This window comes from Sphaerisporangium sp. NPDC049003 (assembly GCF_043197795.1).
In the GTDB taxonomy this organism is placed as follows: Bacteria; Actinomycetota; Actinomycetes; order Streptosporangiales; family Streptosporangiaceae; genus Sphaerisporangium.
The window spans coordinates 1-22,632 of the sequence record NZ_JBICTU010000014.1; the positions used below are offsets into that span (position 1 = coordinate 1).

Below are 22,632 nucleotides of genomic sequence, written 5' to 3' on the forward strand. Positions count from 1 at the left end.
AGATGCGCGACACCGACGAGGACGTCTTCCGCGCGGCGGAGGAGCTCGGCATCGACCTGTCCCGGCGTGAGCCGAGCAGCGTCGAAGAGGTCTGATTTTCAAGCGAGGGGATAAGAAGTGCTCGACGTCAACTTCTTCGACGAGCTGCGAATCGGTCTCGCCACGGCCGACGATATCCGTCAGTGGTCGCACGGCGAGGTTAAGAAGCCCGAGACCATCAACTACCGCACCCTGAAGCCGGAAAAGGACGGGCTCTTCTGCGAGAAGATCTTCGGTCCGACCCGCGACTGGGAGTGCTACTGCGGTAAGTACAAGCGCGTCCGCTTCAAGGGCATCATCTGTGAGCGCTGTGGCGTCGAGGTGACTCGCGCCAAGGTGCGTCGTGAGCGGATGGGCCACATCGAGCTGGCCGCTCCGGTCACCCACATCTGGTACTTCAAGGGCGTCCCGTCGCGCCTCGGGTACCTGCTGGACCTGGCCCCGAAGGACCTTGAGAAGGTCATCTACTTCGCGGCCTACATGATCACGTATGTCGACACCGAGATGCGCGCTCGTGACCTGCCGTCGCTGGAGGCGAAGATCTCCGTCGAGCGGCAGCACATCGAGCAGCGTCGCGACGCCGACATCGAGGCCCGGCAGAAGAAGCTCGAGGCCGACCTGGCCGAGCTGGAGGCCGCCGGCGCCAAGGGCGACCAGCGCCGCAAGGTGCGCGAGGGTGCCGACCGCGAGATGCGTCAGCTCCGCGACCGTACCCAGCGCGAGCTCGACCGCCTGGAAGAGGTCTGGAGCCGCTTCAAGAACCTCAAGGTCCAGGACCTCGAAGGCGACGAGCTGCTCTACCGCGAGATGCGCGACCGTTTCGGCCGCTACTTCCGCGGTGGCATGGGCGCCCAGGCCATCCAGGAGCGCCTCAACAACTTCGACCTGGCCGCGGAGGCCGAGTCGCTGCGCGAGACGATCCGCAGCGGCAAGGGTCAGAAGAAGGCTCGCGCGCTCAAGCGGCTGAAGGTCGTGTCCGCGTTCCTCACGACGCGCAACTCGCCCAACGGCATGGTCCTCGACTGCATCCCGGTCATCCCGCCGGACCTGCGCCCGATGGTGCAGCTCGACGGTGGCCGGTTCGCGACCTCGGACCTGAACGACCTGTACCGCCGGGTCATCAACCGGAACAACCGCCTCAAGCGGCTTCTGGACCTCGGCGCGCCCGAGATCATCGTCAACAACGAGAAGCGGATGCTGCAGGAGGCCGTCGACGCGCTGTTCGACAACGGCCGCCGCGGCCGTCCGGTCACCGGACCGGGCAACCGTCCGCTGAAGTCGCTGTCCGACATGCTCAAGGGCAAGCAGGGCCGATTCCGGCAGAACCTCCTCGGCAAGCGTGTCGACTACTCCGGCCGTTCGGTCATCGTCGTCGGCCCGCAGCTGAAGCTGCACCAGTGCGGCCTGCCCAAGCAGATGGCGCTGGAGCTCTTCAAGCCGTTCGTGATGAAGCGCCTGGTCGACCTGAACCACGCGCAGAACATCAAGTCGGCTAAGCGCATGGTCGAGCGTGCCAGGCCGGTCGTGTGGGACGTGCTCGAAGAGGTCATCACCGAGCACCCGGTGCTGCTCAACCGCGCGCCGACCCTGCACCGCCTCGGCATCCAGGCCTTCGAGCCGCAGCTCGTCGAGGGCAAGGCCATCCAGATCCACCCGCTCGTCTGCACCGCGTTCAACGCGGACTTCGACGGCGACCAGATGGCGGTCCACCTGCCGCTGTCGGCGGAGGCCCAGGCCGAGGCGCGCATCCTGATGCTCTCGACCAACAACATCCTCAAGCCGGCCGACGGCAAGCCCGTGACCATGCCCACCCAGGACATGATCATCGGTCTCTACTGGCTGACCACCCAGCGCGACGGGGCCGAGGGCGAGGGCCGGGTCTTCGGCTCGGTGTCCGAGGCGCTCATGGCCTACGACCGGCGCGAGCTGGACATCCAGGCCAAGATCCAGGTCCGTGTCAAGGACGTCCCGCCGCCGCGTGGCTGGCAGGCGCCCGAGGGCTGGGAGGCCGGCGAGTCCTACCGCCTGGAGTCGACCCTGGGCCGGTGCCTGTTCAACCAGACGCTGCCCGACAACTACCCGTTCGTGAACTCGCAGATCGGGAAGAAGCAGCTCTCGACGATCGTCAACGAGCTCGCGGAGAAGTACCCGAAGGTCGAGGTCGCGGCCGCTCTGGACGCGCTCAAGGACGCGGGCTTCCACTGGGCGACCCGCTCCGGCGTCACGATCTCGATCGACGACGTCGTCGCGCCGCCGAACAAGGCCGCGATCATGGAGTCGTACGAGCGGAGGGCCGACAAGGTCCAGCGCGAGTACGAGCGCGGTCTGATCACCGACGAGGAGCGCCGCCAGGAGCTCATCGAGATCTGGACGCACGCCACGGCGGACGTCGAGACCGACATGGTGAACGCCTTCCCGGCGACCAACTCCGTCTGGATGATGGTCAACTCCGGCGCCCGAGGCAACAAGATGCAGGTCCGTCAGATCGCGGGTATCCGTGGTCTGGTGTCCAACACCAAGGGTGAGACGATCCCGCGGCCGATCAAGTCCTCCTTCCGCGAGGGCCTGTCGGTGCTGGAGTACTTCATCTCCACCCACGGACAGCGGAAGGGCCTCGCGGACACCGCTCTGCGTACCGCCGACTCCGGTTACCTGACCCGTCGTCTGGTGGACGTCGCACAGGACGTCATCGTCCGCGAGATCGACTGCGGCACCGACCGCGGCGTCCCGCTGCACGTCGGCGAGCGCGACTCCTCGGGCAACCTCAGCAAGGCCGAGAACGCCGAGAGCAACGTGCACGGCCGCATCCTGGCCGAGGACGTCGAGGTGGACGGCAAGATCATCGCGACGGCGGGTGTCGACATCAGCGACATCACCGTCACCGCGCTGGTCGAGGCCGGCATCGAGACCGTCAGGACGCGCAGCGCGCTCGTGTGCGAGGCCAAGATCGGTGTCTGCGCCACCTGCTACGGCCGCTCGCTGGCGACCGGCAAGCTGGTGGACGTCGGCGAGGCCGTCGGCATCATCGCGGCCCAGTCGATCGGTGAGCCGGGCACGCAGCTGACGATGCGTACCTTCCACACCGGTGGTGTGGCGGGCGCGGACATCACCCACGGTCTGCCCCGTGTCCAGGAGCTGTTCGAGGCGCGCGTCCCCAAGGGTGTCGCCCCGATCAGCGAGGCCGACGGCCGCGTGCGCATCGACGAGACCGACAAGACCCGCAAGATCATCATCGTTCCGGACGACGGCTCCGACGAGATCGCCTACCCGGTGTCGATGCGGTCGCGCCTGCTGGTCGCCGACGGCCAGCGGGTGACGGTGGGCCAGCAGCTCATCGCCGGTGCGGTCAACCCCAACGAGGTGCTGCGCATCCTCGGCCCCCGGGCCGTGCAGCTCCACCTGGTGGCCGAGGTCCAGCAGGTGTACCGCTCGCAGGGTGTGTCGATCCACGACAAGCACATCGAGATCATCGTGCGGCAGATGCTCAAGCGCGTGAACGTGCTTGAGTCGGGTGACACCGACCTGCTGCCCGGCGAGCTCGTCGAGCGGCCGCGCTTCGAGATGGTCAACCGCGAGGTCGTCGCCGAGGGCGGCACCCCCGCCTCCGGCCGTCCTGTCCTCATGGGCATCACCAAGGCCTCGCTCGCCACCGAGTCGTGGCTGTCGGCGGCGTCCTTCCAGGAGACCACCCGGGTGCTCACCGACGCGGCGATCCACGCCAAGTCCGACTCCCTGCTCGGTCTCAAGGAGAACGTCATCATCGGAAAGCTCATCCCGGCGGGCACGGGCATGTCCCAGTACCGCAACATCCGGGTCGAGCCCACCGAGGAGGCCAAGGCGGCGATGTACACCGTCGGCGGCTACGACGGCTCCGCCACCGACTACACCTTCGGCACGGGCAGCGGCGAAGCCGTCCCGCTGGAGGAGTACGACTTCGGTCAGTACAACCGCTAGCGGCCCGGCCGGCGCGAGCCGGCCGGACTCCGGTCCGAGCGGACGAGGGGCGCGCGCTTCCCGGAAGGGGAGCGGGCGCCCCTCGCGTCGTCTCCGGGCCTGTGGCCGGTCCCCGGCCGCGCCGCGAGACCAGAACGGGTGTGGTCCCGCGTACGGCCCGGCGGACCGCACCGTGGCATCGGGGGGCAACACGGGGAAACCGTCGAGAGAAGTCCCCGCATGCCGGTAAACTTGTCGGGAGCCTAATAGCGGTCGGGGGGAAACCGGCCGCGGGACCACGACACGCCCCGAAGCCGCCCGCATAAGCGGCTCGGCGCAACCGTTTTGACGTGTTGCGATGGGCTAGGTAGTCTTGCCCTTCGTGCCCGTGGCTTCATGGGCTCACATGCGTGCGCTCCAAGGCCCTCACGGGGGCCGTATGGACGCCGCGTGATCTCCTCCGCTGGTCAGGCCATCGCCGGGCACAGTGCGGCAAAGATCGCGACACGCCCGAGCGCGTGGGTCGGAGCCGAGGGAAAAACAGCAGGTCATGACACCGGCAGAGCCTGCGAAACGCACGACTTTTCGAATTACCGGCCAAGCATGAACGGAGACGCGGTGCCCACGATTCAGCAGCTGGTCCGCAAGGGCCGCCAGGACAAGGTCAGTAAGACCAAGACCCCGGCGCTCAAGGGGAGCCCCCAGCGGCGCGGCGTCTGCACGCGCGTGTATACGACGACCCCCAAGAAGCCGAACTCCGCCCTCCGCAAGGTGGCGCGTGTCCGGCTCACCAACGGCATCGAGGTAACGGCCTACATCCCTGGTGTCGGTCACAACCTTCAGGAGCACTCCATCGTGCTCGTGCGTGGCGGTCGTGTGAAGGACCTGCCGGGTGTTCGATACAAGATCATCCGCGGTTCGCTGGACACCCAGGGCGTCCGCAACCGCAAGCAGGCCCGCAGCCGTTACGGCGCGAAGAAGGAGAAGAGCTGACATGCCGCGCAAGGGTCCCGCTGGGCGCCGACAGCTTGTCGCAGACCCGGTGTTCAACTCACCGCTGGTCACCGCGCTCATCAACAAGGTGCTGCTGAACGGCAAGCGATCGCTCGCCCAGTCGATCGTCTACGACGCCCTCGAGGGCTGCAAGGACAAGTCGGGCAACGACCCGGTCGTCACGCTGAAGCGCGCTCTCGACAACGTGAAGCCCACTCTTGAGGTGCGCAGCCGCCGTGTCGGTGGCGCCACCTACCAGGTGCCGGTCGAGGTGCGCGCGGCGCGCAGCACCACCCTGGCGCTCCGCTGGCTGGTGCAGTACTCCCGCGCCCGCCGCGAGAAGACCATGACCGAGCGGCTGATGAACGAGCTGCTCGACGCCAGCAACGGCCTCGGCGCCAGCGTCAAGCGGCGTGAGGACACGCACAAGATGGCCGAGTCCAACAAGGCCTTCGCCCACTACCGCTGGTAACCCCAGCGGCGACGACGAGACGACGAGGACGCGAGAGAAGTGGCGACAACGACCGCTCTTGACCTGGCCAGGGTCCGCAACATCGGGATCATGGCCCATATCGACGCGGGCAAAACCACCACGACCGAGCGCATCCTGTTCTACACCGGTATCAACTACAAGATCGGTGAAGTCCACGAGGGCGCTGCCACGATGGACTGGATGGAGCAGGAGCAGGAGCGCGGCATCACCATCACCTCCGCCGCGACCACCTGCATGTGGCTTGATCACACGATCAACATCATCGACACTCCCGGCCACGTCGACTTCACCGTCGAGGTGGAGCGGTCGCTGCGCGTCCTTGACGGTGCGGTCGCGGTCTTCGACGCCGTCGCCGGTGTCGAGCCGCAGTCTGAGACGGTGTGGCGCCAGGCCGACCGTTACGGCGTTCCCCGCATCTGCTTCGTCAACAAGATGGACCGGGTCGGCGCCGAGTTCCACCGCTGCGTCGACATGATCGTGTCCCGCCTGGGTGCGACTCCGCTGGTCATCCAGCTTCCCTGGGGCGTCGAGGCCGACTTCAAGGGCATCATCGACCTGGTGAAGATGAAGGGCCTGATCTGGAGCGCCGAGGCGGCCAAGGGCGAGATGTACGACACCGTCGACATCCCGGCCGACCACGCCGACGTCGCCCGTGAGTGGCGCGACAAGCTCATCGAGACCGTCGCCGAGCACGACGACGAGCTCATGGAGCTGTTCCTGGAGGGCGTCGAGCCCACCGAGGAGCAGCTGGTCGCCGGCATCCGCCGTGCGACGCTGGCCAGCTCCCTCAACCCGGTCCTGTGCGGCACCGCGTTCAAGAACAAGGGCGTGCAGCCCCTGCTCGACGCGATCGTGGCCTACCTTCCGGCCCCGACCGACATCCCCGCTCTCCAGGGGCACGCGGTCGGCCACGAGGACCAGGTCATCGAGCGTCACGCGGACCCGAACGAGCCGTTCTCCGCTCTGGCCTTCAAGATCATGAGCGACCAGCACCTGGGCAAGCTGACCTTCATCCGTATCTACTCGGGCACGCTCGAGACCGGTACGTCGGTCGTGAACTCGGTGAAGGGCAAGAAGGAGCGCATCGGCAAGATCTACCAGATGCACGCCAACAAGCGCGAAGAGCGTCCGTCGGCAGTCGCTGGCCAGATCGTCGCCGTCATGGGCCTGAAGGACACCACCACCGGTGACACCCTCAGCGACCCGGCGAACCAGGTCGTCCTGGAGTCGATGAACTTCCCGGCTCCGGTCATCAACGTCGCGATCGAGCCGAAGACCAAGGGCGACCAGGAGAAGCTGGGCACCGCGATCCAGCGCCTGGCCGAGGAGGACCCCTCCTTCCAGGTCCGGCGTGACGAGGAGACCGGGCAGACGGTCATCTGGGGTATGGGTGAGCTCCACCTGGAGATCCTCGTCGACCGGATGCGCCGCGAGTTCAAGGTCGAGGCCAACGTCGGCCGCCCGCAGGTCGCCTACCGCGAGACCATCCGCCGCAAGGTGGAGAAGATCGAGTACACGCACAAGAAGCAGACCGGTGGTTCCGGCCAGTTCGCGCGCGTGATCATCGACCTGGAGCCGCTGGGCGAGGGCAACGACGGTTACGAGTTCAAGAACAGCGTCAGCGGTGGCCGCATCCCCCGGGAGTACATCCCTTCGGTGGACGCGGGCGCCCAGGAGGCCGCCGAGTTCGGCGTGCTGGCCGGTTACCCGATGGTGGGCGTCAAGGTCACCCTCCGGGACGGTGCCTACCACGAGGTCGACTCCTCCGAAATGGCCTTCAAGATCGCCGGTTCGATGGCCTTCAAGGAGGCCGCGCGCCGTGCCGACGCCGTAATCCTGGAGCCGATGATGGCCGTCGAGGTCACCACGCCCGAGGACTACATGGGTGACGTCATCGGTGACCTCAACGGTCGCCGCGGGCAGATCCAGGCAATGGAAGACAGGACCGGGGCAAAGGTCATCAATGCCCTCGTTCCGCTGTCAGAGATGTTCGGTTACGTGGGTGACCTGCGCAGCAAGACCCAGGGCCGGGCTGTCTACAGCATGCAGTTCGACTCCTATTCGGAGGTGCCCCCGGGCATCGCCAAGGAGATCGTCGCGAAGGCTCGGGGCGAATAGTCCCCGGAGTCCGATGGCTCGGGTGGTGAGGAGATCGTCGCCCCGCAGCCAAGGGGCTCGGGGGCGAACAGTCCTGGAGTCCGAATGGCTGGGGCCGGCGGGAGACCGCCGCCCGGCAGCCAGAGGGGCTCGGAACCTGGTTCCGGTCCCCTCGTCTGGGGCGGTGAGTGATCGCCGCCCCGGGCCCACGGGCTCCGAGCCCGAGTGAGACTACGCAAGTCAAGTCAGAATCTCTAAGGAGACAGAGCAGTGGCCAAGGCCAAGTTCGAGCGGACCAAGCCGCACGTGAACATCGGCACCATTGGGCACATCGACCACGGCAAGACCACTCTGACCGCGGCGATCACCAAGGTGCTCCACGACCGTTTCCCTCACCTCAATGAGGCGACCCCGTTCGACAAGATCGACAAGGCGCCCGAGGAGAAGGCCCGCGGCATCACCATCTCCATCGCCCACGTCGAGTACCAGACCGAGAAGCGCCACTACGCCCACGTGGACTGCCCCGGTCACGCCGACTACGTGAAGAACATGATCACTGGTGCGGCCCAGATGGACGGTGCGATCCTCGTGGTCGCCGCCACCGACGGTCCGATGCCCCAGACCAAGGAGCACGTCCTCCTGGCCCGCCAGGTCGGCGTCCCCTACATCGTCGTCGCCCTGAACAAGGCCGACATGGTCGACGATGAGGAGATCCTGGAGCTCGTCGAGCTTGAGGTTCGCGAGCTGCTCTCCGCCCAGGAGTTCCCGGGCGACGACCTGCCGGTCGTTCGTGTCTCGGCGCTGAAGGCGCTTGAGGGCGACGAGAAGTGGGGCGACTCCATCATCGAGCTCATGAACGCCGTGGACGACAACGTCCCCGAGCCCGTTCGTGACACCGACAAGCCCTTCCTCATGCCGATCGAGGACGTGTTCTCGATCACCGGCCGCGGCACCGTCGTGACCGGTCGTATCGAGCGCGGCATCGTCAAGGTCAACGAGACCGTCGACATCATCGGCATCAAGGAGAAGAGCACCACGACCACCGTCACCGGTGTCGAGATGTTCCGCAAGCTCCTTGACGAGGGCCGGGCCGGTGACAACGTCGGTCTGCTCCTCCGTGGCATCAAGCGCGAGGACGTCGAGCGCGGCCAGTGCATCATCAAGCCGGGCACGACCACCCCGCACACCGAGTTCGAGGCTCAGGTCTACATCCTGTCCAAGGACGAGGGCGGCCGCCACACGCCGTTCTTCAACAACTACCGCCCGCAGTTCTACTTCCGTACCACGGACGTGACGGGCGTCGTGACCCTCCCCGAGGGCACTGAGATGGTCATGCCCGGTGACAACACCGAGATGACCGTCCAGCTCATCCAGCCCATCGCGATGGAGGACGGTCTCAAGTTCGCCATCCGCGAGGGTGGCCGCACCGTCGGTGCGGGTCGAGTCACGAAGATCATCAAGTAGCGCGATCATGGGTCGGCGGTCGGCCTCGGGGAACCGGAGGCCGGCCGCCGAACCACGAAGGGGCCGACCAGTCGGCCCCGGAGCCCACAGCGAGCTTCGAGCCCGATCCAGGCCCGTGATCTCGCAGCCGTCTCGGCCCAGAGAGACCGAGATGACTGCAAGATCACGGAAGAAATAGGCGGGTCACGGGGCCTCTGCCACGTGGGACACCCATAGCGGCAAAAGGCCGCACGAAACTTTTGCAGGACGACAGCGAAGGACACCGAGGCCATTATGGCGGGACAAAAGATCCGCATCCGGCTTAAGGCCTATGACCACGAGGTCATCGACAGCTCGGCCAAGAAGATCGTCGAGACGGTGACGCGGACTGGCGCGAAGGTCGCGGGCCCGGTGCCGTTGCCGACCGAGAAGAACGTGTACTGCGTCATCCGCTCGCCGCACAAGTACAAGGACAGCCGTGAGCACTTCGAAATGCGCACGCACAAGCGGCTGATTGACATCATCGATCCGACGCCGAAGACCGTCGACTCGCTCATGCGGCTCGACCTTCCGGCCGGCGTCGACATCTCGATCAAGCTCTGAGGGAACGCACTGACATGGCTAAGCAGATCAAGGGCGTCCTGGGCAAGAAGCTCGGCATGACCCAGGTCTTCGATGAGGGCAACCGGATGGTTCCGGTCACCGTCGTCGAGGCCGGTCCGTGCGTGGTGACCCGCGTCCGCACTGAGGACAAGGACGGCTACTCCGCTGTTCAGCTCGGCTACGGGCAGGTGGACCCGCGCAAGGTGAACAAGCCGCTGGGTGATTATCTGCGCAAGCACGACATCACCCCGCGCCGCTACTTCGTCGAGCTTCGGACCACGGACGCCTCCGAGTACACGATCGGCCAGGAAGTCCTGGCCGACACCTTCGAGGCCGGGCAGTACGTCGACGTGACCGGTAAGAGCAAGGGCAAGGGCTTCGCGGGTGTCATGAAGCGTCACGGCTTCAAGGGCCTCAGCGCTTCGCACGGCACCCAGCGCAAGCACCGCTCGCCCGGCTCCATCGGCGGTTGCGCCACCCCGGGCCGCGTCTTCAAGGGCCTGCGCATGGCCGGCCGGATGGGCAACGTCCGGACCACCATCCAGAGCCTCAAGGTTCACGCCGTGGACGCCGAGAAGGGTCTCATCCTGATCAAGGGTGCGATCCCCGGTGCCAACGGCAGCCTGGTTCTCGTCCGCACCAGTGCCAAGAAGGGGGCTGCCAAGTGAGCACCATTGACGTCCTCGACGCGGCCGGCGCGAAGACCGGAAGCGTCGACCTGCCGGAGGAGATCTTCGGCGCCAAGGTCAACATTCCGCTGATCCACCAGGTCGTCGTCGCCCAGCTCGCCGCGCGCAGGCAGGGCACGCACAAGACGAAGACCCGCGGTGAGGTCAGCGGCGGTGGCAAGAAGCCGTACCGCCAGAAGGGCACCGGCCGCGCCCGTCAGGGCTCGACCCGCGCCCCGCAGTTCGCCGGCGGTGGCATCGTCCACGGCCCGCAGCCGCGGGACTACACCCAGAAGACGCCCAAGAAGATGAAGGCCGCCGCTCTCCGTGGCGCCCTCAGCGACAGGGCGTCCGGCGGTCGCGTGTACGTCATCGACGGTCTGGTCAGCGGGGAGACCCCGAAGACCAAGGCCGCTCTGGAGGCGCTGCGCAAGATCACCAACGCTCGCAGCGTTCTCGTCGTGGTCGACGAGAGTGACGAGCTGACCTGGCTGAGCCTGCGCAACGCGCCGGAGGTCCACCTCCTGGACGCGGGCCAGCTCAACACGTACGACGTGCTCTGCTACGACGACGTGGTCTTCACGCGCACCGCGTACGACCAGGTCGTGGCTCGGCTCGGCAAGAGCGGGAAGGAAGACGCCTGATGCAGAAGATCGCCGACCCGCGCGACATCATCATCAAGCCGATCGTCTCCGAGAAGAGCTACGGCCTGATCGACGAGCACAACAAGTACACGTTCTTGGTGCGCAAGACGGCCAACAAGACCCAGGTGAAGATCGCCATTGAGCAGATCTTCGGCGTCAAGGTCTCCAGCGTGAACACGATCAACCGGCAGGGCAAGCGCAAGCGGACCAAGTTCGGTTACGGCCAGCGCCCGAGCACGAAGCGGGCGATCGTGAGCCTGGTGGAAGGCGATCGGATCGACATCTTCGGTCAGATCAGCTGAACACCGCGCATTGCCAAGCAACATCGACAAGGGATGAACGAAAAAGATGGGCATCCGTAAGTACAAGCCGACGACTCCGGGTCGTCGCGGCGCGAGCGTCTCGGATTTCGCCGAGATCACGCGCAGCACGCCGGAGAAGTCGCTGCTTGCTCCCCTTCACAGCAAGGGTGGTCGTAACGTCCACGGCCGGGTGACCGCGCGTCACCAGGGCGGCGGGCACAAGCGCGCCTACCGGATCATCGACTTCCGGCGCCACGACAAGGACGGCGTTCCGGCCAAGGTCGCTCACATCGAGTACGACCCGAACCGGACGTCGCGCATCGCGCTCCTGCACTACGCAGACGGCGAGAAGCGCTACATCCTCGCTCCGACGGGCATCAAGCAGGGCGACCGCATCGAGAACGGCCCCGCGGCCGACATCAAGCCGGGTAACTGCCTGCCGCTGCGCAACATTCCGACCGGTACCTTCATCCACGCCGTGGAGCTGAAGCCCGGTGGCGGCGCCAAGCTGGGCCGGTCCGCCGGCGCGCAGATCCAGCTCCTGGCCAAGGAGGGGCAGTACGCCACGCTGCGTATGCCTTCCGGTGAAATGCGCCAGGTGGACGTGCGCTGCCGCGCCTCCGTGGGCCAGGTCGGCAACGCCGAGCAGGCCAACATCAACATCGGTAAGGCGGGTCGTAACCGCTGGAAGGGCAAGCGCCCGACCGTTCGTGGTGTCGCCATGAACCCGGTCGACCACCCGCACGGTGGTGGTGAGGGTAAGACCTCCGGCGGTCGCCACCCGGTGAACCCCAAGGGCAAGCCCGAGGGTCGTACCCGTCAGGCCAACAAGGCCAGCGACCGACTGATCATCCGTCGGCGGAGCAAGAGGAAGAAGCGGTAGGAGCAGCCTAAATGCCACGTAGCCTTAAGAAGGGTCCTTTCGTGGATGGCCACCTTATGAAGAAGGTGGACGTCCAGAACGAAAAGGGCACCAAGAACGTCATCAAGACGTGGTCGCGGCGCTCCATGATCGTGCCCGACATGCTCGGCCACACGATCGCCGTCCACGACGGGCGCAAGCACGTCCCGGTGTTCGTCACCGAGTCGATGATCGGTCACAAGCTGGGTGAGTTCGCGCCTACGCGGACCTTCCGCAGCCACGTCAAGGAAGACCGGCGTAGCCGGCGGTAAGCGCCTTAGAAACGAGGAGTAAGCGATGGAAGCCAGGGCTCAGGCGCGGTTCGTCCGCGTCACGCCCCAGAAGGCCCGCCGCGTGGTGGACCTTATTCGCGGGCTGCCCGCTTCGGAGGCGCAGGCCGTGCTGCAGTTCGCCCCCCAGGCGGCGAGCGAGCCGATCTACAAGGTGCTGTCGAGCGCGATGGCCAACGCGGAGCACAACTTCAAGCTCGACCGCGAGCTGCTGGTCGTGAGCCGGGCGTGGGTCGACGAGGGCCCGACGCTGAAGAGGTTCCGCCCCCGTGCCCAGGGCCGTGCCTATCGGATCAACAAGCGGACGAGTCACATCACCGTGATCGTCGAAGCCCGGCCGGAAGGTCAGGGCAGGCCGAAGGGAAGGACCCGCTAGTGGGCCAGAAGGTTAACCCGCACGGGTTCCGGCTCGGCATCACGACCGACTTCAAGAGCCGGTGGTACGCCGACAAGCTGTACAAGTCCTACGTCGCCGAAGACGTGTCGATCCGCCGCATGCTGCAGAAGGGCATGGAGCGGGCCGGCATCTCCAAGGTCGAGATCGAGCGGACCACCGACCGAGTCCAGGTCGACATCCACACCGCCCGGCCGGGCATCGTCATCGGTCGCCGTGGCGCCGAGGCCGACCGTATCCGTGGCGACCTTGAGAAGCTGACCAAGAAGCAGGTCCAGCTGAACATCCTCGAGGTCAAGAACCCCGAGGTCGACGCCCAGCTCGTCGCCCAGGGCGTGGCCGAGCAGCTGTCCAGCCGGGTTTCGTTCCGGCGGGCGATGCGCAAGGCCATGCAGTCGGCGATGAAGAGCGGCGCCAAGGGCATCCGTGTCCAGTGCGCCGGTCGTCTCGGCGGCGCCGAGATGTCGCGGTCGGAGTTCTACCGCGAGGGTCGCGTGCCTCTGCACACCCTTCGCGCGGACATCGACTACGGCTTCTACGAGGCCCGCACCACCTTCGGCCGCATCGGCGTGAAGGTGTGGATCTACAAGGGTGAGGCTCCGACCAGCCGCGCCGAGCGCGAGGCGGCTGCCGCCGGTGCGCGTGCCGGCCAGCGTCGCGACCGTACCGACCGGCCGCAGCGTGGCCGTGGTGCGGGCGGCGGCGGTGGCGGTGGCCGTGGCGGCCGCGACGGTGCCCCCCGTGGCGGCGGTCGTGGACCGAAGACCGAATCAACCGCGCCCGCAGGGGCGCCCGAGACCGGCCCGGCGGAGCAGCCGGGTGCTGAAGGGAGCTGACCATGCTGATCCCGCGCAGGGTCAAGCACCGTAAACAGCACCGGCCCGACCGCAGCGGAGCCGCCAAGGGCGGCACCAGGGTCGTGTTCGGCGAGTTCGGCATCCAGGCGCTTGAGCACCACTACGTGACCAACCGCCAGATCGAAGCCGCTCGTATCGCCATGACCCGGCACATCCGCCGTGGCGGCAAGGTGTGGATCAACATCTACCCCGACCGTCCCCTGACGAAGAAGCCGGCCGAGACCCGCATGGGTTCCGGTAAGGGTTCGCCGGAGTGGTGGATCGCCAACGTCAAGCCCGGTCGCGTCATGTTCGAGCTCTCGGGTGTATCCGAGCCGGTGGCCCGTGAGGCCCTCCGTCGTGCGATGCACAAGCTCCCGATGAAGTGCCGGTTTGTTAAGCGTGAAGTGGGTGAGGCGTGATGGCTAAGGGCCTGACCGCCGGTGAGCTGCGGACTTCTGACCAGGATGAGCTGGTCCAGAAGCTGAAGGAAGCCAAGGAGGAGCTGTTCAACCTCCGCTTCCAGGCGGCGACCGGTCAGTTGGAAAGCCACGGGCGGCTCCGTGCCGTCCGCCGCGAGATCGCCCGTATCTACACCGTGATGCGTGAGCGGGAGCTCGGAATCATCACGGTCGAGAAGGAGCCGAGCGATGGCTGAGACAACTGAGACCACCGACAAGAAGACGCGGAACTACCGCAAGACCCGTGAGGGTCTGGTCGTCAGCGACAAGATGGACAAGACCGTCGTCGTCGCCGTCGAAGACCGCGTCAAGCACCCGCTGTACGGCAAGGTCATCCGCCGTACGACCAAGTACAAGGCCCACGACGAGGCCAACTCCTGCGGCGTCGGCGACCGCGTTCTCCTGATGGAGACCCGGCCGCTGTCGGCCACCAAGCGGTGGCGCGTCGTGGAGATCCTCGAGCGGGCCAAGTAAGTCGCTCTGCGGGAGGCCCCCCGGAAGGGGGCCTTCCGCGCGGGCGTCCCCCCTCGGTGATGGCAGAGCCGTCACCAGGGAGCATTAGACCGAATCTAGTTCCGCCAGGCTCACTGAATGAGAACCGGCGTGACACACGGGAGTTGACGTGATCCAGCAGGAGTCGCGGCTCAAGGTCGCCGACAACACGGGTGCCAAGGAGATCTTGTGCATCCGCGTGCTCGGCGGCTCGGGTCGGCGCTACGCGGGTATCGGCGACATCATCGTCGCGACGGTGAAGGACGCCCTTCCCGCCGCGGGTGTCAAAAAGGGTGATGTGGTCAAGGCTGTCGTGGTGCGCACCACCAAGGAGCGCCGCCGCCCCGACGGCTCCTACATCCGCTTCGACGAGAACGCCGCGGTCATCATCAAGGACAGCGGTGACCCTCGGGGCACGCGTATCTTCGGTCCGGTGGGTCGCGAGCTGCGCGAGAAGAAGTTCATGCGCATCATCTCGCTCGCGCCGGAGGTGTTGTAATGCCGAAGCTACATGTGAAGAAGGGTGACCTCGTCCAGGTCATCGCCGGTAAGGACAAGGGTGCCAAGGGTCGTGTGATCCTCTCTATCCCGCGCGAGGACCGCGTGATAGTCGAGGGCGTCAACATGGTCAAGAAGCACTCGAAGGTCACCCACCAGGGACCGCGCGGCGCCAAGGAAGGCGGCGTGCAGACCATGGAGGCCCCCATCCACGTGAGCAACGTCAAGAAGCTCAAGGATGAGGCGAAGAAGGACGACAAGCCCGCCAAGAAGGCCGACAAGGCCGACGAATCGGGTGAGGACAACTGATGACCGCCACCACAACTGAGACCGAGCGCATCACGCCGCGCCTCAAGGAGCGTTACCGCGAGGAGATCGCGGACAAGCTTCGTGAGCAGTTCGGCATCGAGAACGCCATGCAGATTCCCCGTCTCACCAAGATCAAGGTGAACATGGGCGTCGGCGAGGCGGCTCGGGACTCCAAGCTCATCGAGGGCGCGGTGCGCGATCTCACCGCCATCACCGGTCAGAAGCCGGCCGTCGCCCACGCCCGCAAGTCCATCGCGCAGTTCAAGCTCCGCGAGGGCATGCCGATCGGCGCGCACGTGACGCTCCGCGGCGACCGCATGTGGGAGTTCCTCGACCGGCTGCTCTCCCTGGCGCTTCCGCGTATCAGGGACTTCCGCGGCCTGTCGCCGAAGCAGTTCGACGGCAACGGGAACTACACCTTCGGTCTTACCGAGCAGGTCATGTTCCACGAGGTGGACCCGGACAAGGTCGACCGTCAGCGTGGCATGGACATCACGGTCGTGACCACCGCCACGAATGACGACCAGGGCCGGGCGCTGCTCAAGCTTCTCGGCTTCCCCTTTAAGGAGGCCTGATGGCTAAGAAGTCCTTGATCGCCAAGGCCGAGCGCAAGCCCAAGTTCGGCGTTCGCGCGTACACTCGCTGCACGCGCTGCGGCCGGCCTCGCGCCGTCTACCGCAAGTTCGGCCTGTGCCGCGTGTGCTTCCGCGAGATGGCGCACCGGGGCGAGCTGCCCGGCATCACCAAGTCCAGCTGGTAGCCCGCGTGCGGGCCTTCTGATGGACGCGCGGCCGGCTCTGCCGGTGATCGCGACACGGAGGCCCGCGCTGGGCCAGCTGTACATATAAGTCATATCAACCGGGCGCTGCTTCAAGCGCCCACGACCACACCGTAGGTCCCGTCACAGGGAAACCGCGGTGAGGAGGGCCACCGGCCATGACGATGACCGACCCGATCGCAGACATGTTGACACGTCTGCGTAACGCGAACTCGGCGTACCACGACACCGTGGCCATGCCGTACTCGAAGATCAAGGCGCACATCGCCGAGATCCTCCAGCAGGAGGGTTACATCCAGGCCTGGGCCGTCGAAGACGCCAAGGTCGGGAAGAACCTCGTGGTGGAGCTCAAGTTCGGGCCTACGCGTGAACGGTCTATCGCGGGCCTGCGCCGGGTTTCCAAGCCCGGTCTGCGGGTCTATGCAAAGAAGGACAACCTGCCTAGGGTCCTGGGCGGCCTGGGCGTCGCGATCATCTCGACGTCCGGTGGCCTCATGACCGACAGGCAGGCCGGCAAGCGTGGTGTGGGCGGGGAAGTCCTCGCCTACGTTTGGTAACGAGGGGAGGAATTTCAGCATGTCGCGAATTGGACGGCTGCCCATCCCCGTACCGAATGGTGTTGACATCACCATCGACGGCCGGGATGTCACGGTCAAGGGCCCCAAGGGCACGCTTTCACACACGGTCGCCGAGCCGATCGATGTGGCTCGGGGGGACGACGGCACCATCGCCGTCTCACGTCCCAACGACGAGAACAAGGTCCGTGCGCTGCACGGGCTGTCCCGCACGCTGATCGCCAACATGGTCGACGGCGTGACCAAGGGATACAGCAAGACGCTGGAGATCGTCGGCGTGGGTTACCGCGTCCAGGCCAAGGGCCCGACGCAGCTGGAGTTCTCGCTGGGCTTCAGCCACTCTGTGGTCGTCGACGCCCCCGAGGGCGTCACCTTCCGCGTCGACCGGCCGACCCTGTTCCACGTGGACGGCATCGACAAGCAGAAGGTCGGCGAGGTCGCCGCGAACATTCGCAAGCTGCGCAAGCCTGACCCTTACAAGGGCAAGGGTGTGCGGTACCAGGGCGAAGTCATCCGCCGCAAGGTCGGAAAGGCTGGTAAGTAGTCATGGCCTTCACCAAGGTTGCCAAGCACACGGCCGCGCGCGCTCTCTCGCGCTCGCGCCGTCACCGCCGCGTCCGCAAGAAGGTCGTCGGCTCGCCGGCCCGCCCGCGTCTCGTCGTCAACCGCTCCGCGCGTCACCTGTTCGTGCAGATCGTGGACGACACCGCCGGTCACACGCTGGTGAGCGCGTCCACGCTGGACGCCTCTCTCCGTACCGGCGAGGGCACCAAGACGGACAAGGCTAAGAAGGTCGGCGAGCTCCTCGCTCAGCGGGCCAAGGCCGCCGGGATCACCGCTGTCGTTCTCGACCGCGGTGGCAACCGCTACGCGGGCCGCATCGCGGCCCTCGCGGACAGCGCCCGAGAAGGCGGGCTGGAGTTCTGATGTCTCCAGCCAGGATCGCAATCAAGAGCAACGAGGAGAGGAACCACTGATGGCTGCAGCTCCGCGTCGCGGTGCCGGCGGCGGTGGTGAGCGGCGTGACCGTCGCGACGATCGCCGCGGCGGCGCTGCCGAGAAGGGCGTCTCGTACATCGAGCGCGTCGTGAAGATCAATCGAGTGGCCAAGGTCGTCAAGGGTGGTCGGCGCTTCAGCTTCACCGCCCTGGTTGTCGTCGGTGACGGCAACGGCCTGGTCGGTGTCGGATACGGCAAGGCCAAGGAGGTGCCCGCGGCGATCGCCAAGGGTGTCGAGGAGGCCAAGAAGCACTTCTTCAAGGTGCCGCGCATCCAGGGCACCATCCCTCACACCGTGCAGGGTGAGGACGCCGCCGGCGTCGTTCTCCTGCGTCCGGCCTCGCCCGGTACCGGTGTCATCGCGGGTGGTCCTGTGCGCGCCGTCCTGGAGTGCGCCGGGATCCACGACGTGCTGTCCAAGTCGCTCGGCTCGGACAACCCGATCAACATCGTCCACGCCACCGTGGCGGCCCTGAAGGGCCTCAGCCGGCCCGAGGAGATCGCCGCGCGCCGTGGACTGCCGATCGAGCACGTCGCCCCTGTGCGCATGCTCAAGGCCCGTGCCGAAGGCATCGCCGAGGCCGCCGCGGCGGCGAAGGCGGTGAGCTAGCCGATGGCTCGTCTCAAGATCACCCAGACCCGATCGAAGATCGGTGGCAAGCAGAACCAGCGTGACTCGCTGCGCTCGCTGGGCCTGAAGCGAATCGGCGACGTCGTCGTCAAGGAGGACCGCCCGGAGATCCGGGGGATGGTCGCCGTGGTGACGCACCTCGTCGAGGTGGAAGAGGTCGACTAGTCATGGCTAACGCTGAGAACAACGGCGGCGGTACGCCGCTGCGCATCCACCACCTGCGTCCGGCTCCCGGCGCCAACAAGTCCAAGGTCCGCAAGGGCCGTGGCGAGGCGTCCAAGGGCAAGACGTCCGGTCGTGGCACCAAGGGCACCAAGTCCCGTACGAGTGTTCCTCTCGGCTTCGAGGGTGGCCAGGTTCCGCTCCAGCGGCGGCTGCCGAAGCGGAAGGGCTTCTCGAACGCCATGTTCAAGACGACCTATCAGGTCGTCAACCTGGACAGGCTCGGCGAGCTGTTCCCCGATGGCGGAGACGTCAGCGTGGAGACGCTGGTCGAGCGGGGTGCGGTCCGCAAGAACCAGCCGGTCAAGATTCTGGGAACCGGTGACATCTCGGTGGCGTTGAACGTGCAGGCGCACGCTTTCTCCGCCTCCGCGAAGGAGAAGATCGCTGCGGCCGGTGGCGCCGTCACCGAGCTGTAGGCAGGCAATACGAGGCGCGGGGGCTCACAGAGAGCCACCGCGCCCGTAGTGCGTTAGAGTGCGCTGGACAGAAGGCTGTCCAGGGCTCGTTGACCAGAGATGTGCCGATGGATCACTCCCAGACCTTCGCTGACCGATACCGCCTTTCAGGCGCGCAGGAGGGGCCGTGCTGACCGCGATTACCCGGGCGTTCCGTACGCCCGACCTGCGCAACAAGTTGCTCTTCACGTTGGGCATCATCGTTCTGTTCCGGCTGGGCTCGGTGCTGCCGACCCCCGGTGTGAACACGATCAATGTCCAGCAGTGTTTGAAAGAGGCGCAGTCGAGCGACGCCGCCAACATCTATGGCATGGTGCAGCTGTTCAGTGGCGGCGCGCTACTGAAACTTTCAGTCTTCGCGCTCGGCATCATGCCGTACATCACGTCCAGCATCATCCTCCAGCTGCTCACTGTGGTCATCCCCCGACTTGAGGCCCTCAAGAAGGAAGGCCAGGCCGGAAATGCGAAGATCACGCAGTACACGCGTTACCTGACCATCGGCCTCGCGATCCTGCAGTCGACCGCGTTCGTGGCGCTCGCGCGCACCGGGCAGCTGTTCCCCAACTGCCGCCAGCCGCTCCTCATCAACAACGACGCCTTCACCATCGTGACGATGGTGGTCGTGATGACGGCCGGCACCTCCGTGATCATGTGGCTCGGCGAGCTCGTCACCGACCGCGGTGTCGGCAACGGCATGTCGATCCTCATCTTCACCCAGGTGATCGCGGTCTTCCCGTCCGAGCTCCTGAACATCTTCCGCCAGAACGCCTTCACCTTCGTCGTGGTGATGGTGGTCGGTGTGTTCATGATCGCTGCCGTGGTGTTCGTCGAGCAGGCGCAGCGCCGCATCCCGGTGCAGTACGCCAAACGCATGGTGGGCCGCCGGATGTACGGCGGGACCTCGACCTACATCCCGTTGAAGGTGAACCAGGCGGGCATCATCCCGGTCATCTTCGCCTCTTCGCTGCTCTACCTCCCGCAGCTCGTTGTGTCGCTGTTCGGCAACAAGGAGAACCCCGGCGCGGTCGTCCAGTGGCTGGCGCAGAACTTCGTCCGAGGCGACCACCCGGTCTACATGGCCACGTTCTTCGTGCTGATCATCTTCTTCACCTACTTCTACGTGTCCATCACCTTCAACCCCGTTGAAGTCGCCGACAACATGAAGAAGTACGGTGGATTCATCCCGGGCATCCGCCCGGGACGGCCGACCGCTGAGTATCTCAACTACGTGCTCACACGGTTGACCGCCCCCGGTTCGCTGTATCTGGGCCTGATCTCCATGGTGCCGATCATCGCGCTGGCGGTGGCAGGAGCGAGCCAGAACTTCCCGTTCGGAGGCACGAGCATTCTGATCATGGTTGGTGTTGGGCTGGACACCGTGAAGCAGATCGAGAGCCAGCTGCAGCAGCGGAACTACGAGGGCTTCCTCAAGTAGTGCGCGTCGTCCTGGTCGGGCCCCCCGGAGCGGGCAAGGGGACACAGGCCCAGTTCATCGCATCGAACCTGTCCATCCCGAAGATCTCGACAGGTGACATTTTCCGTGCCAACGTGTCGGGCGGCACGGAACTCGGCAAGCTTGCCAAGGAGTACATGGACCGTGGCGACCTCGTCCCCGACGAGGTGACCGTCGCCATGGTCCGCGATCGCCTCGGGGAGGCCGACGCGCAGGAGGGTTTCCTGCTCGACGGCTTCCCGCGCAACGTGCCACAGGCTCAGATCCTCAACAAGATGCTGGCCGAGTTCGGCACCTCTCTCGACGCCGTGCTCGAACTCGTCGTCGACGACGAGGAGGTCGTGCGTCGCCTCGCCGGGCGCCGCACCTGCCGTTCCTGCGGCAAGGTGTGGCACGTGGTGTTCGACCCGTCCTCCAAGGAGGGCGTCTGCGACGCCTGCGGCGGTGAGCTGTTCCAGCGGGACGACGACCGGGAAGACACCATCCGGCACCGACTGGAGGTCTACCAGGAGCAGACCTCTCCGCTGATCTCGTTCTACGCGGATGAGGGGATCCTCCAGGGAGTGGACGCCACCGGACCGGTCGAGGAGATCACGCAACGGGCGATGGCGGAGCTGCGCCGCTTCGTCGACTGACATATTTCAACGCCAAACGCCACTTCTGGGGTCGTTTCCCAGGGGTGGCGTTCGGCTTGTTGGGGGACAATCGGGGGAATTGGGATGCCGCGTCGTCCGTTATTTCACCCCAGGGGGTGCCAGTAAGTGTTCAAGAAGAACAAGCACGGGATTCAGATCAAGACGCCTGCGCAGGTGGAGAAGATGCGGGCGGCCGGCCTCGTGGTCGGGCGCACGCTCGAATTGCTGCGGAACTCCGTGCGCCCGGGGATGACGCCGCTCGACCTGGACGCGATCGCCGAGAAGGCCATCCGCGACGAGGGCGCCATCCCGTCGTTCAAGGGCTACCAGGGCTTCCCCGCGACCATCTGCGCCTCCGTGAACGAAGAGGTGGTCCACGGGATTCCGAGTGACCGCCGGCCGCTCGCCGAGGGCGACGTCATCTCGATCGACTGTGGCGCGATCCTCGACGGCTGGCACGGCGACTCGGCGATCACGATGGGCGTCGGCGAGGTCGACCCGAAGCTGACCGAGCTGATGCGGGTGACCGAGGAGGCCATGTGGCGCGGTATCGCCGCCCTCAGGGTCGGCGGGCACCTCTCCGACATCGGCCACCAGGTTGAGCGCTACGTGCGCTCTCAGGGCCGTTACGGCATTCCTCAGGAGTACGGCGGGCACGGCATCGGCACCGAGATGCACATGGACCCGTGGGTGGCGAACCATGGCAAGCCGGGCAGGGGCCCGCGCTTCGAGCCGGGCATGTGCTTCGCCGTGGAGCCGATGGTCAACCTCGGCACGGACCGCACCAGGGTGCTGGCCGACGACTGGACCGTCGTGACCATCGACGGAAAGGCGTCCGCGCACTTCGAGCACAGCGTCGCGGTGACTGATAATGGTCCTTGGGTGCTTACCGCCATCGACGGGGGTAAAGCACGGCTTAGCGAACTGCTGGGAGGGGAAGTCGTCACCGACGGCAAGGCGGAGCGATGAGCTCCCTTGACCGTTAGCGGGGCGGCCTCCCACGGCGGACCTCTGCACGGGAGTTGAGGACGATGGCGGCGACACCGGATATGAGGGCGTCCGACGGCGACAGGGACAGGGTCGCGGCCGCCCTTCGTGAGCACTGTGCCGAGGGCCGGCTCACGATGGACGAGTTCAACGAGCGCCTGGAACTGGTCTACGCGGGCAGGACCTTCGGCGACCTGCAGAAGCTGACCGCGGATCTGCCCGACATCGACCTGCGCGCGCGGCCGGCCACGGCCCAGCCGCCGGCCGAGCGTCCCGAGAGCAAGGCCGAGAAGGATCTCCGTGCGGCCTGGGGGGCCTGGGCCTCCGCGGTGGCCGTGACCTCGGTCATCTGGGCCCTCACCGACTTCGGCGGATATTTCTGGCCGATGTGGGTCGCGGGCCCGTGGGGGGCCATCATGCTCGTCAGCATGATCTTCGGCACGGGATCGAAGAACGACGGGAAGAAGCGCTGAGCAGCCGTTCTGCGTACTAATGCAC

General features: G+C 66.2%; 30 protein-coding genes. All 30 read left to right on the forward strand.

All coding sequences use genetic code 11. From position 1 onward, the window contains the following. The first annotated feature begins 117 nt into the window (after positions 1-117). On the forward strand, positions 118-3,993 hold the full coding sequence (locus tag ACGFIV_RS16795) for a DNA-directed RNA polymerase subunit beta' (RefSeq protein WP_358546955.1): 3,876 nt from the start codon (positions 118-120) through the stop codon (positions 3,991-3,993). A gap of 597 nt (positions 3,994-4,590) precedes the next feature. Further along, positions 4,591-4,965, forward strand: coding sequence for a 30S ribosomal protein S12 (gene rpsL / locus ACGFIV_RS16800; RefSeq protein WP_061253213.1), 375 nt, complete (start codon positions 4,591-4,593; stop codon positions 4,963-4,965). A 1-nt stretch (position 4,966) separates the two neighbouring features. After that, a complete protein-coding gene (gene rpsG / locus ACGFIV_RS16805) occupies positions 4,967-5,437 on the forward strand; it encodes a 30S ribosomal protein S7 (RefSeq protein ID WP_358546952.1) in 471 nt (156 codons plus the stop codon). A gap of 90 nt (positions 5,438-5,527) precedes the next feature. Further along, positions 5,528-7,576 carry an elongation factor G gene (gene fusA / locus ACGFIV_RS16810; protein ID WP_392835988.1) on the forward strand — a complete coding sequence of 683 codons (2,049 nt, stop codon included), beginning with the start codon at positions 5,528-5,530 and terminating at the stop codon, positions 7,574-7,576. A 249-nt stretch (positions 7,577-7,825) separates the two neighbouring features. Beyond that, the gene (tuf, locus tag ACGFIV_RS16815; protein WP_358546947.1) at positions 7,826-9,019 is read left to right on the forward strand and encodes an elongation factor Tu; all 1,194 of its coding nucleotides are present in this window, start codon (positions 7,826-7,828) and stop codon (positions 9,017-9,019) included. Between the two features lie 273 nt (positions 9,020-9,292). Continuing rightward, on the forward strand, positions 9,293-9,601 hold the full coding sequence (gene rpsJ, locus ACGFIV_RS16820; protein WP_012887830.1) for a 30S ribosomal protein S10: 309 nt from the start codon (positions 9,293-9,295) through the stop codon (positions 9,599-9,601). 14 nt (positions 9,602-9,615) lie between these two features. After that, positions 9,616-10,269, forward strand: a complete 654-nt coding sequence (rplC, locus tag ACGFIV_RS16825; protein WP_344952269.1) for a 50S ribosomal protein L3 — start codon at positions 9,616-9,618, stop codon at positions 10,267-10,269. After that, positions 10,266-10,913 (forward strand): 50S ribosomal protein L4, encoded by a 648-nt coding sequence (gene rplD, locus ACGFIV_RS16830; protein ID WP_358546944.1) that lies wholly within the window; start codon positions 10,266-10,268, stop codon positions 10,911-10,913. The genes rplC and rplD overlap by 4 nt, the downstream gene beginning before the upstream one ends. Beyond that, positions 10,913-11,215 (forward strand): 50S ribosomal protein L23, encoded by a 303-nt coding sequence (rplW, locus tag ACGFIV_RS16835; protein WP_358546942.1) that lies wholly within the window; start codon positions 10,913-10,915, stop codon positions 11,213-11,215. Before rplD ends, rplW begins: the two co-directional genes overlap by 1 nt. 46 nt (positions 11,216-11,261) lie before the next feature. Further along, positions 11,262-12,098 carry a 50S ribosomal protein L2 gene (gene rplB / locus ACGFIV_RS16840; RefSeq protein ID WP_248964953.1) on the forward strand — a complete coding sequence of 279 codons (837 nt, stop codon included), beginning with the start codon at positions 11,262-11,264 and terminating at the stop codon, positions 12,096-12,098. Positions 12,099-12,109: 11 nt separating this feature from the next. Next, the gene (rpsS, locus tag ACGFIV_RS16845; RefSeq protein WP_248964954.1) at positions 12,110-12,388 is read left to right on the forward strand and encodes a 30S ribosomal protein S19; all 279 of its coding nucleotides are present in this window, start codon (positions 12,110-12,112) and stop codon (positions 12,386-12,388) included. Positions 12,389-12,413: 25 nt separating this feature from the next. Beyond that, on the forward strand, positions 12,414-12,782 hold the full coding sequence (gene rplV / locus ACGFIV_RS16850) for a 50S ribosomal protein L22 (RefSeq protein WP_262849231.1): 369 nt from the start codon (positions 12,414-12,416) through the stop codon (positions 12,780-12,782). Next, on the forward strand, positions 12,782-13,636 hold the full coding sequence (gene rpsC, locus ACGFIV_RS16855; protein ID WP_358546937.1) for a 30S ribosomal protein S3: 855 nt from the start codon (positions 12,782-12,784) through the stop codon (positions 13,634-13,636). The genes rplV and rpsC overlap by 1 nt, the downstream gene beginning before the upstream one ends. A gap of 2 nt (positions 13,637-13,638) precedes the next feature. Further along, complete coding sequence (rplP, locus tag ACGFIV_RS16860; RefSeq protein ID WP_184608221.1) at positions 13,639-14,058, forward strand: 50S ribosomal protein L16; 420 nt, start codon at positions 13,639-13,641, stop codon at positions 14,056-14,058. Further along, on the forward strand, positions 14,058-14,294 hold the full coding sequence (rpmC, locus tag ACGFIV_RS16865) for a 50S ribosomal protein L29 (protein ID WP_114032840.1): 237 nt from the start codon (positions 14,058-14,060) through the stop codon (positions 14,292-14,294). Before rplP ends, rpmC begins: the two co-directional genes overlap by 1 nt. Beyond that, positions 14,287-14,571, forward strand: coding sequence for a 30S ribosomal protein S17 (gene rpsQ / locus ACGFIV_RS16870; RefSeq protein ID WP_344952248.1), 285 nt, complete (start codon positions 14,287-14,289; stop codon positions 14,569-14,571). Before rpmC ends, rpsQ begins: the two co-directional genes overlap by 8 nt. A 148-nt stretch (positions 14,572-14,719) precedes the next feature. Continuing rightward, positions 14,720-15,088, forward strand: a complete 369-nt coding sequence (gene rplN / locus ACGFIV_RS16875; RefSeq protein WP_189162756.1) for a 50S ribosomal protein L14 — start codon at positions 14,720-14,722, stop codon at positions 15,086-15,088. Next, positions 15,088-15,396, forward strand: coding sequence for a 50S ribosomal protein L24 (gene rplX / locus ACGFIV_RS16880; protein ID WP_358546932.1), 309 nt, complete (start codon positions 15,088-15,090; stop codon positions 15,394-15,396). The genes rplN and rplX overlap by 1 nt, the downstream gene beginning before the upstream one ends. Beyond that, entirely contained in the window at positions 15,396-15,971 is a 576-nt protein-coding gene (rplE, locus tag ACGFIV_RS16885) for a 50S ribosomal protein L5 (RefSeq protein WP_358546929.1), read from the forward strand. Before rplX ends, rplE begins: the two co-directional genes overlap by 1 nt. Further along, positions 15,971-16,156 carry a type Z 30S ribosomal protein S14 gene (locus ACGFIV_RS16890; protein WP_248964959.1) on the forward strand — a complete coding sequence of 62 codons (186 nt, stop codon included), beginning with the start codon at positions 15,971-15,973 and terminating at the stop codon, positions 16,154-16,156. The genes rplE and ACGFIV_RS16890 overlap by 1 nt, the downstream gene beginning before the upstream one ends. Before the next feature lie 176 nt (positions 16,157-16,332). Beyond that, on the forward strand, positions 16,333-16,731 hold the full coding sequence (gene rpsH, locus ACGFIV_RS16895; RefSeq protein ID WP_262849247.1) for a 30S ribosomal protein S8: 399 nt from the start codon (positions 16,333-16,335) through the stop codon (positions 16,729-16,731). 19 nt (positions 16,732-16,750) lie between these two features. Next, positions 16,751-17,293 carry a 50S ribosomal protein L6 gene (rplF, locus tag ACGFIV_RS16900; protein ID WP_358546926.1) on the forward strand — a complete coding sequence of 181 codons (543 nt, stop codon included), beginning with the start codon at positions 16,751-16,753 and terminating at the stop codon, positions 17,291-17,293. 2 nt (positions 17,294-17,295) lie between these two features. Then, positions 17,296-17,676 carry a 50S ribosomal protein L18 gene (gene rplR, locus ACGFIV_RS16905; RefSeq protein WP_358546924.1) on the forward strand — a complete coding sequence of 127 codons (381 nt, stop codon included), beginning with the start codon at positions 17,296-17,298 and terminating at the stop codon, positions 17,674-17,676. A 49-nt stretch (positions 17,677-17,725) separates the two neighbouring features. Continuing rightward, positions 17,726-18,358, forward strand: coding sequence for a 30S ribosomal protein S5 (rpsE, locus tag ACGFIV_RS16910; protein WP_114032746.1), 633 nt, complete (start codon positions 17,726-17,728; stop codon positions 18,356-18,358). Between the two features lie 3 nt (positions 18,359-18,361). Further along, on the forward strand, positions 18,362-18,544 hold the full coding sequence (rpmD, locus tag ACGFIV_RS16915; RefSeq protein ID WP_030451484.1) for a 50S ribosomal protein L30: 183 nt from the start codon (positions 18,362-18,364) through the stop codon (positions 18,542-18,544). Positions 18,545-18,546: 2 nt separating this feature from the next. Continuing rightward, positions 18,547-19,020: a 50S ribosomal protein L15 gene (gene rplO / locus ACGFIV_RS16920; protein WP_358546921.1), complete on the forward strand. Its 474-nt coding sequence runs from the start codon at positions 18,547-18,549 to the stop codon at positions 19,018-19,020. Positions 19,021-19,186: 166 nt separating this feature from the next. Further along, the gene (secY, locus tag ACGFIV_RS16925) at positions 19,187-20,494 is read left to right on the forward strand and encodes a preprotein translocase subunit SecY (RefSeq protein ID WP_358546918.1); all 1,308 of its coding nucleotides are present in this window, start codon (positions 19,187-19,189) and stop codon (positions 20,492-20,494) included. Then, positions 20,494-21,147, forward strand: a complete 654-nt coding sequence (locus ACGFIV_RS16930) for an adenylate kinase (RefSeq protein ID WP_358546915.1) — start codon at positions 20,494-20,496, stop codon at positions 21,145-21,147. Before secY ends, ACGFIV_RS16930 begins: the two co-directional genes overlap by 1 nt. Positions 21,148-21,273: 126 nt before the next feature. Next, positions 21,274-22,116, forward strand: a complete 843-nt coding sequence (gene map / locus ACGFIV_RS16935) for a type I methionyl aminopeptidase (protein WP_358546912.1) — start codon at positions 21,274-21,276, stop codon at positions 22,114-22,116. 62 nt (positions 22,117-22,178) lie between these two features. Further along, the gene (locus ACGFIV_RS16940) at positions 22,179-22,607 is read left to right on the forward strand and encodes a DUF1707 domain-containing protein (RefSeq protein ID WP_392835760.1); all 429 of its coding nucleotides are present in this window, start codon (positions 22,179-22,181) and stop codon (positions 22,605-22,607) included. The last annotated feature ends 25 nt before the right edge of the window (positions 22,608-22,632 follow it).

Excerpts from the sequence above, each read along its gene's own strand:
- rpsG (WP_358546952.1), top strand. The coding sequence starts at position 4,967 with ATGCCGCGCAAGGGTCCCGCTGGGCGCCGACAGCTTGTCGCAGACCCG.
- fusA (WP_392835988.1), top strand. The coding sequence starts at position 5,528 with ATGGCCCATATCGACGCGGGCAAAACCACCACGACCGAGCGCATCCTG.
- rpsJ (WP_012887830.1), top strand. The coding sequence starts at position 9,293 with ATGGCGGGACAAAAGATCCGCATCCGGCTTAAGGCCTATGACCACGAG.
- rplC (WP_344952269.1), top strand. The coding sequence starts at position 9,616 with ATGGCTAAGCAGATCAAGGGCGTCCTGGGCAAGAAGCTCGGCATGACC.
- rplW (WP_358546942.1), top strand. The coding sequence starts at position 10,913 with ATGCAGAAGATCGCCGACCCGCGCGACATCATCATCAAGCCGATCGTC.
- rplB (WP_248964953.1), top strand. The coding sequence starts at position 11,262 with ATGGGCATCCGTAAGTACAAGCCGACGACTCCGGGTCGTCGCGGCGCG.
- rpsS (WP_248964954.1), top strand. The coding sequence starts at position 12,110 with ATGCCACGTAGCCTTAAGAAGGGTCCTTTCGTGGATGGCCACCTTATG.
- rplV (WP_262849231.1), top strand. The coding sequence starts at position 12,414 with ATGGAAGCCAGGGCTCAGGCGCGGTTCGTCCGCGTCACGCCCCAGAAG.
- rplP (WP_184608221.1), top strand. The coding sequence starts at position 13,639 with ATGCTGATCCCGCGCAGGGTCAAGCACCGTAAACAGCACCGGCCCGAC.
- rpmC (WP_114032840.1), top strand. The coding sequence starts at position 14,058 with ATGGCTAAGGGCCTGACCGCCGGTGAGCTGCGGACTTCTGACCAGGAT.
- rpsQ (WP_344952248.1), top strand. The coding sequence starts at position 14,287 with ATGGCTGAGACAACTGAGACCACCGACAAGAAGACGCGGAACTACCGC.
- rplX (WP_358546932.1), top strand. The coding sequence starts at position 15,088 with ATGCCGAAGCTACATGTGAAGAAGGGTGACCTCGTCCAGGTCATCGCC.
- rplE (WP_358546929.1), top strand. The coding sequence starts at position 15,396 with ATGACCGCCACCACAACTGAGACCGAGCGCATCACGCCGCGCCTCAAG.
- ACGFIV_RS16890 (WP_248964959.1), top strand. The coding sequence starts at position 15,971 with ATGGCTAAGAAGTCCTTGATCGCCAAGGCCGAGCGCAAGCCCAAGTTC.
- rpsH (WP_262849247.1), top strand. The coding sequence starts at position 16,333 with ATGACGATGACCGACCCGATCGCAGACATGTTGACACGTCTGCGTAAC.
- rplF (WP_358546926.1), top strand. The coding sequence starts at position 16,751 with ATGTCGCGAATTGGACGGCTGCCCATCCCCGTACCGAATGGTGTTGAC.
- rplR (WP_358546924.1), top strand. The coding sequence starts at position 17,296 with ATGGCCTTCACCAAGGTTGCCAAGCACACGGCCGCGCGCGCTCTCTCG.
- rpsE (WP_114032746.1), top strand. The coding sequence starts at position 17,726 with ATGGCTGCAGCTCCGCGTCGCGGTGCCGGCGGCGGTGGTGAGCGGCGT.
- rpmD (WP_030451484.1), top strand. The coding sequence starts at position 18,362 with ATGGCTCGTCTCAAGATCACCCAGACCCGATCGAAGATCGGTGGCAAG.
- rplO (WP_358546921.1), top strand. The coding sequence starts at position 18,547 with ATGGCTAACGCTGAGAACAACGGCGGCGGTACGCCGCTGCGCATCCAC.
- ACGFIV_RS16940 (WP_392835760.1), top strand. The coding sequence starts at position 22,179 with ATGGCGGCGACACCGGATATGAGGGCGTCCGACGGCGACAGGGACAGG.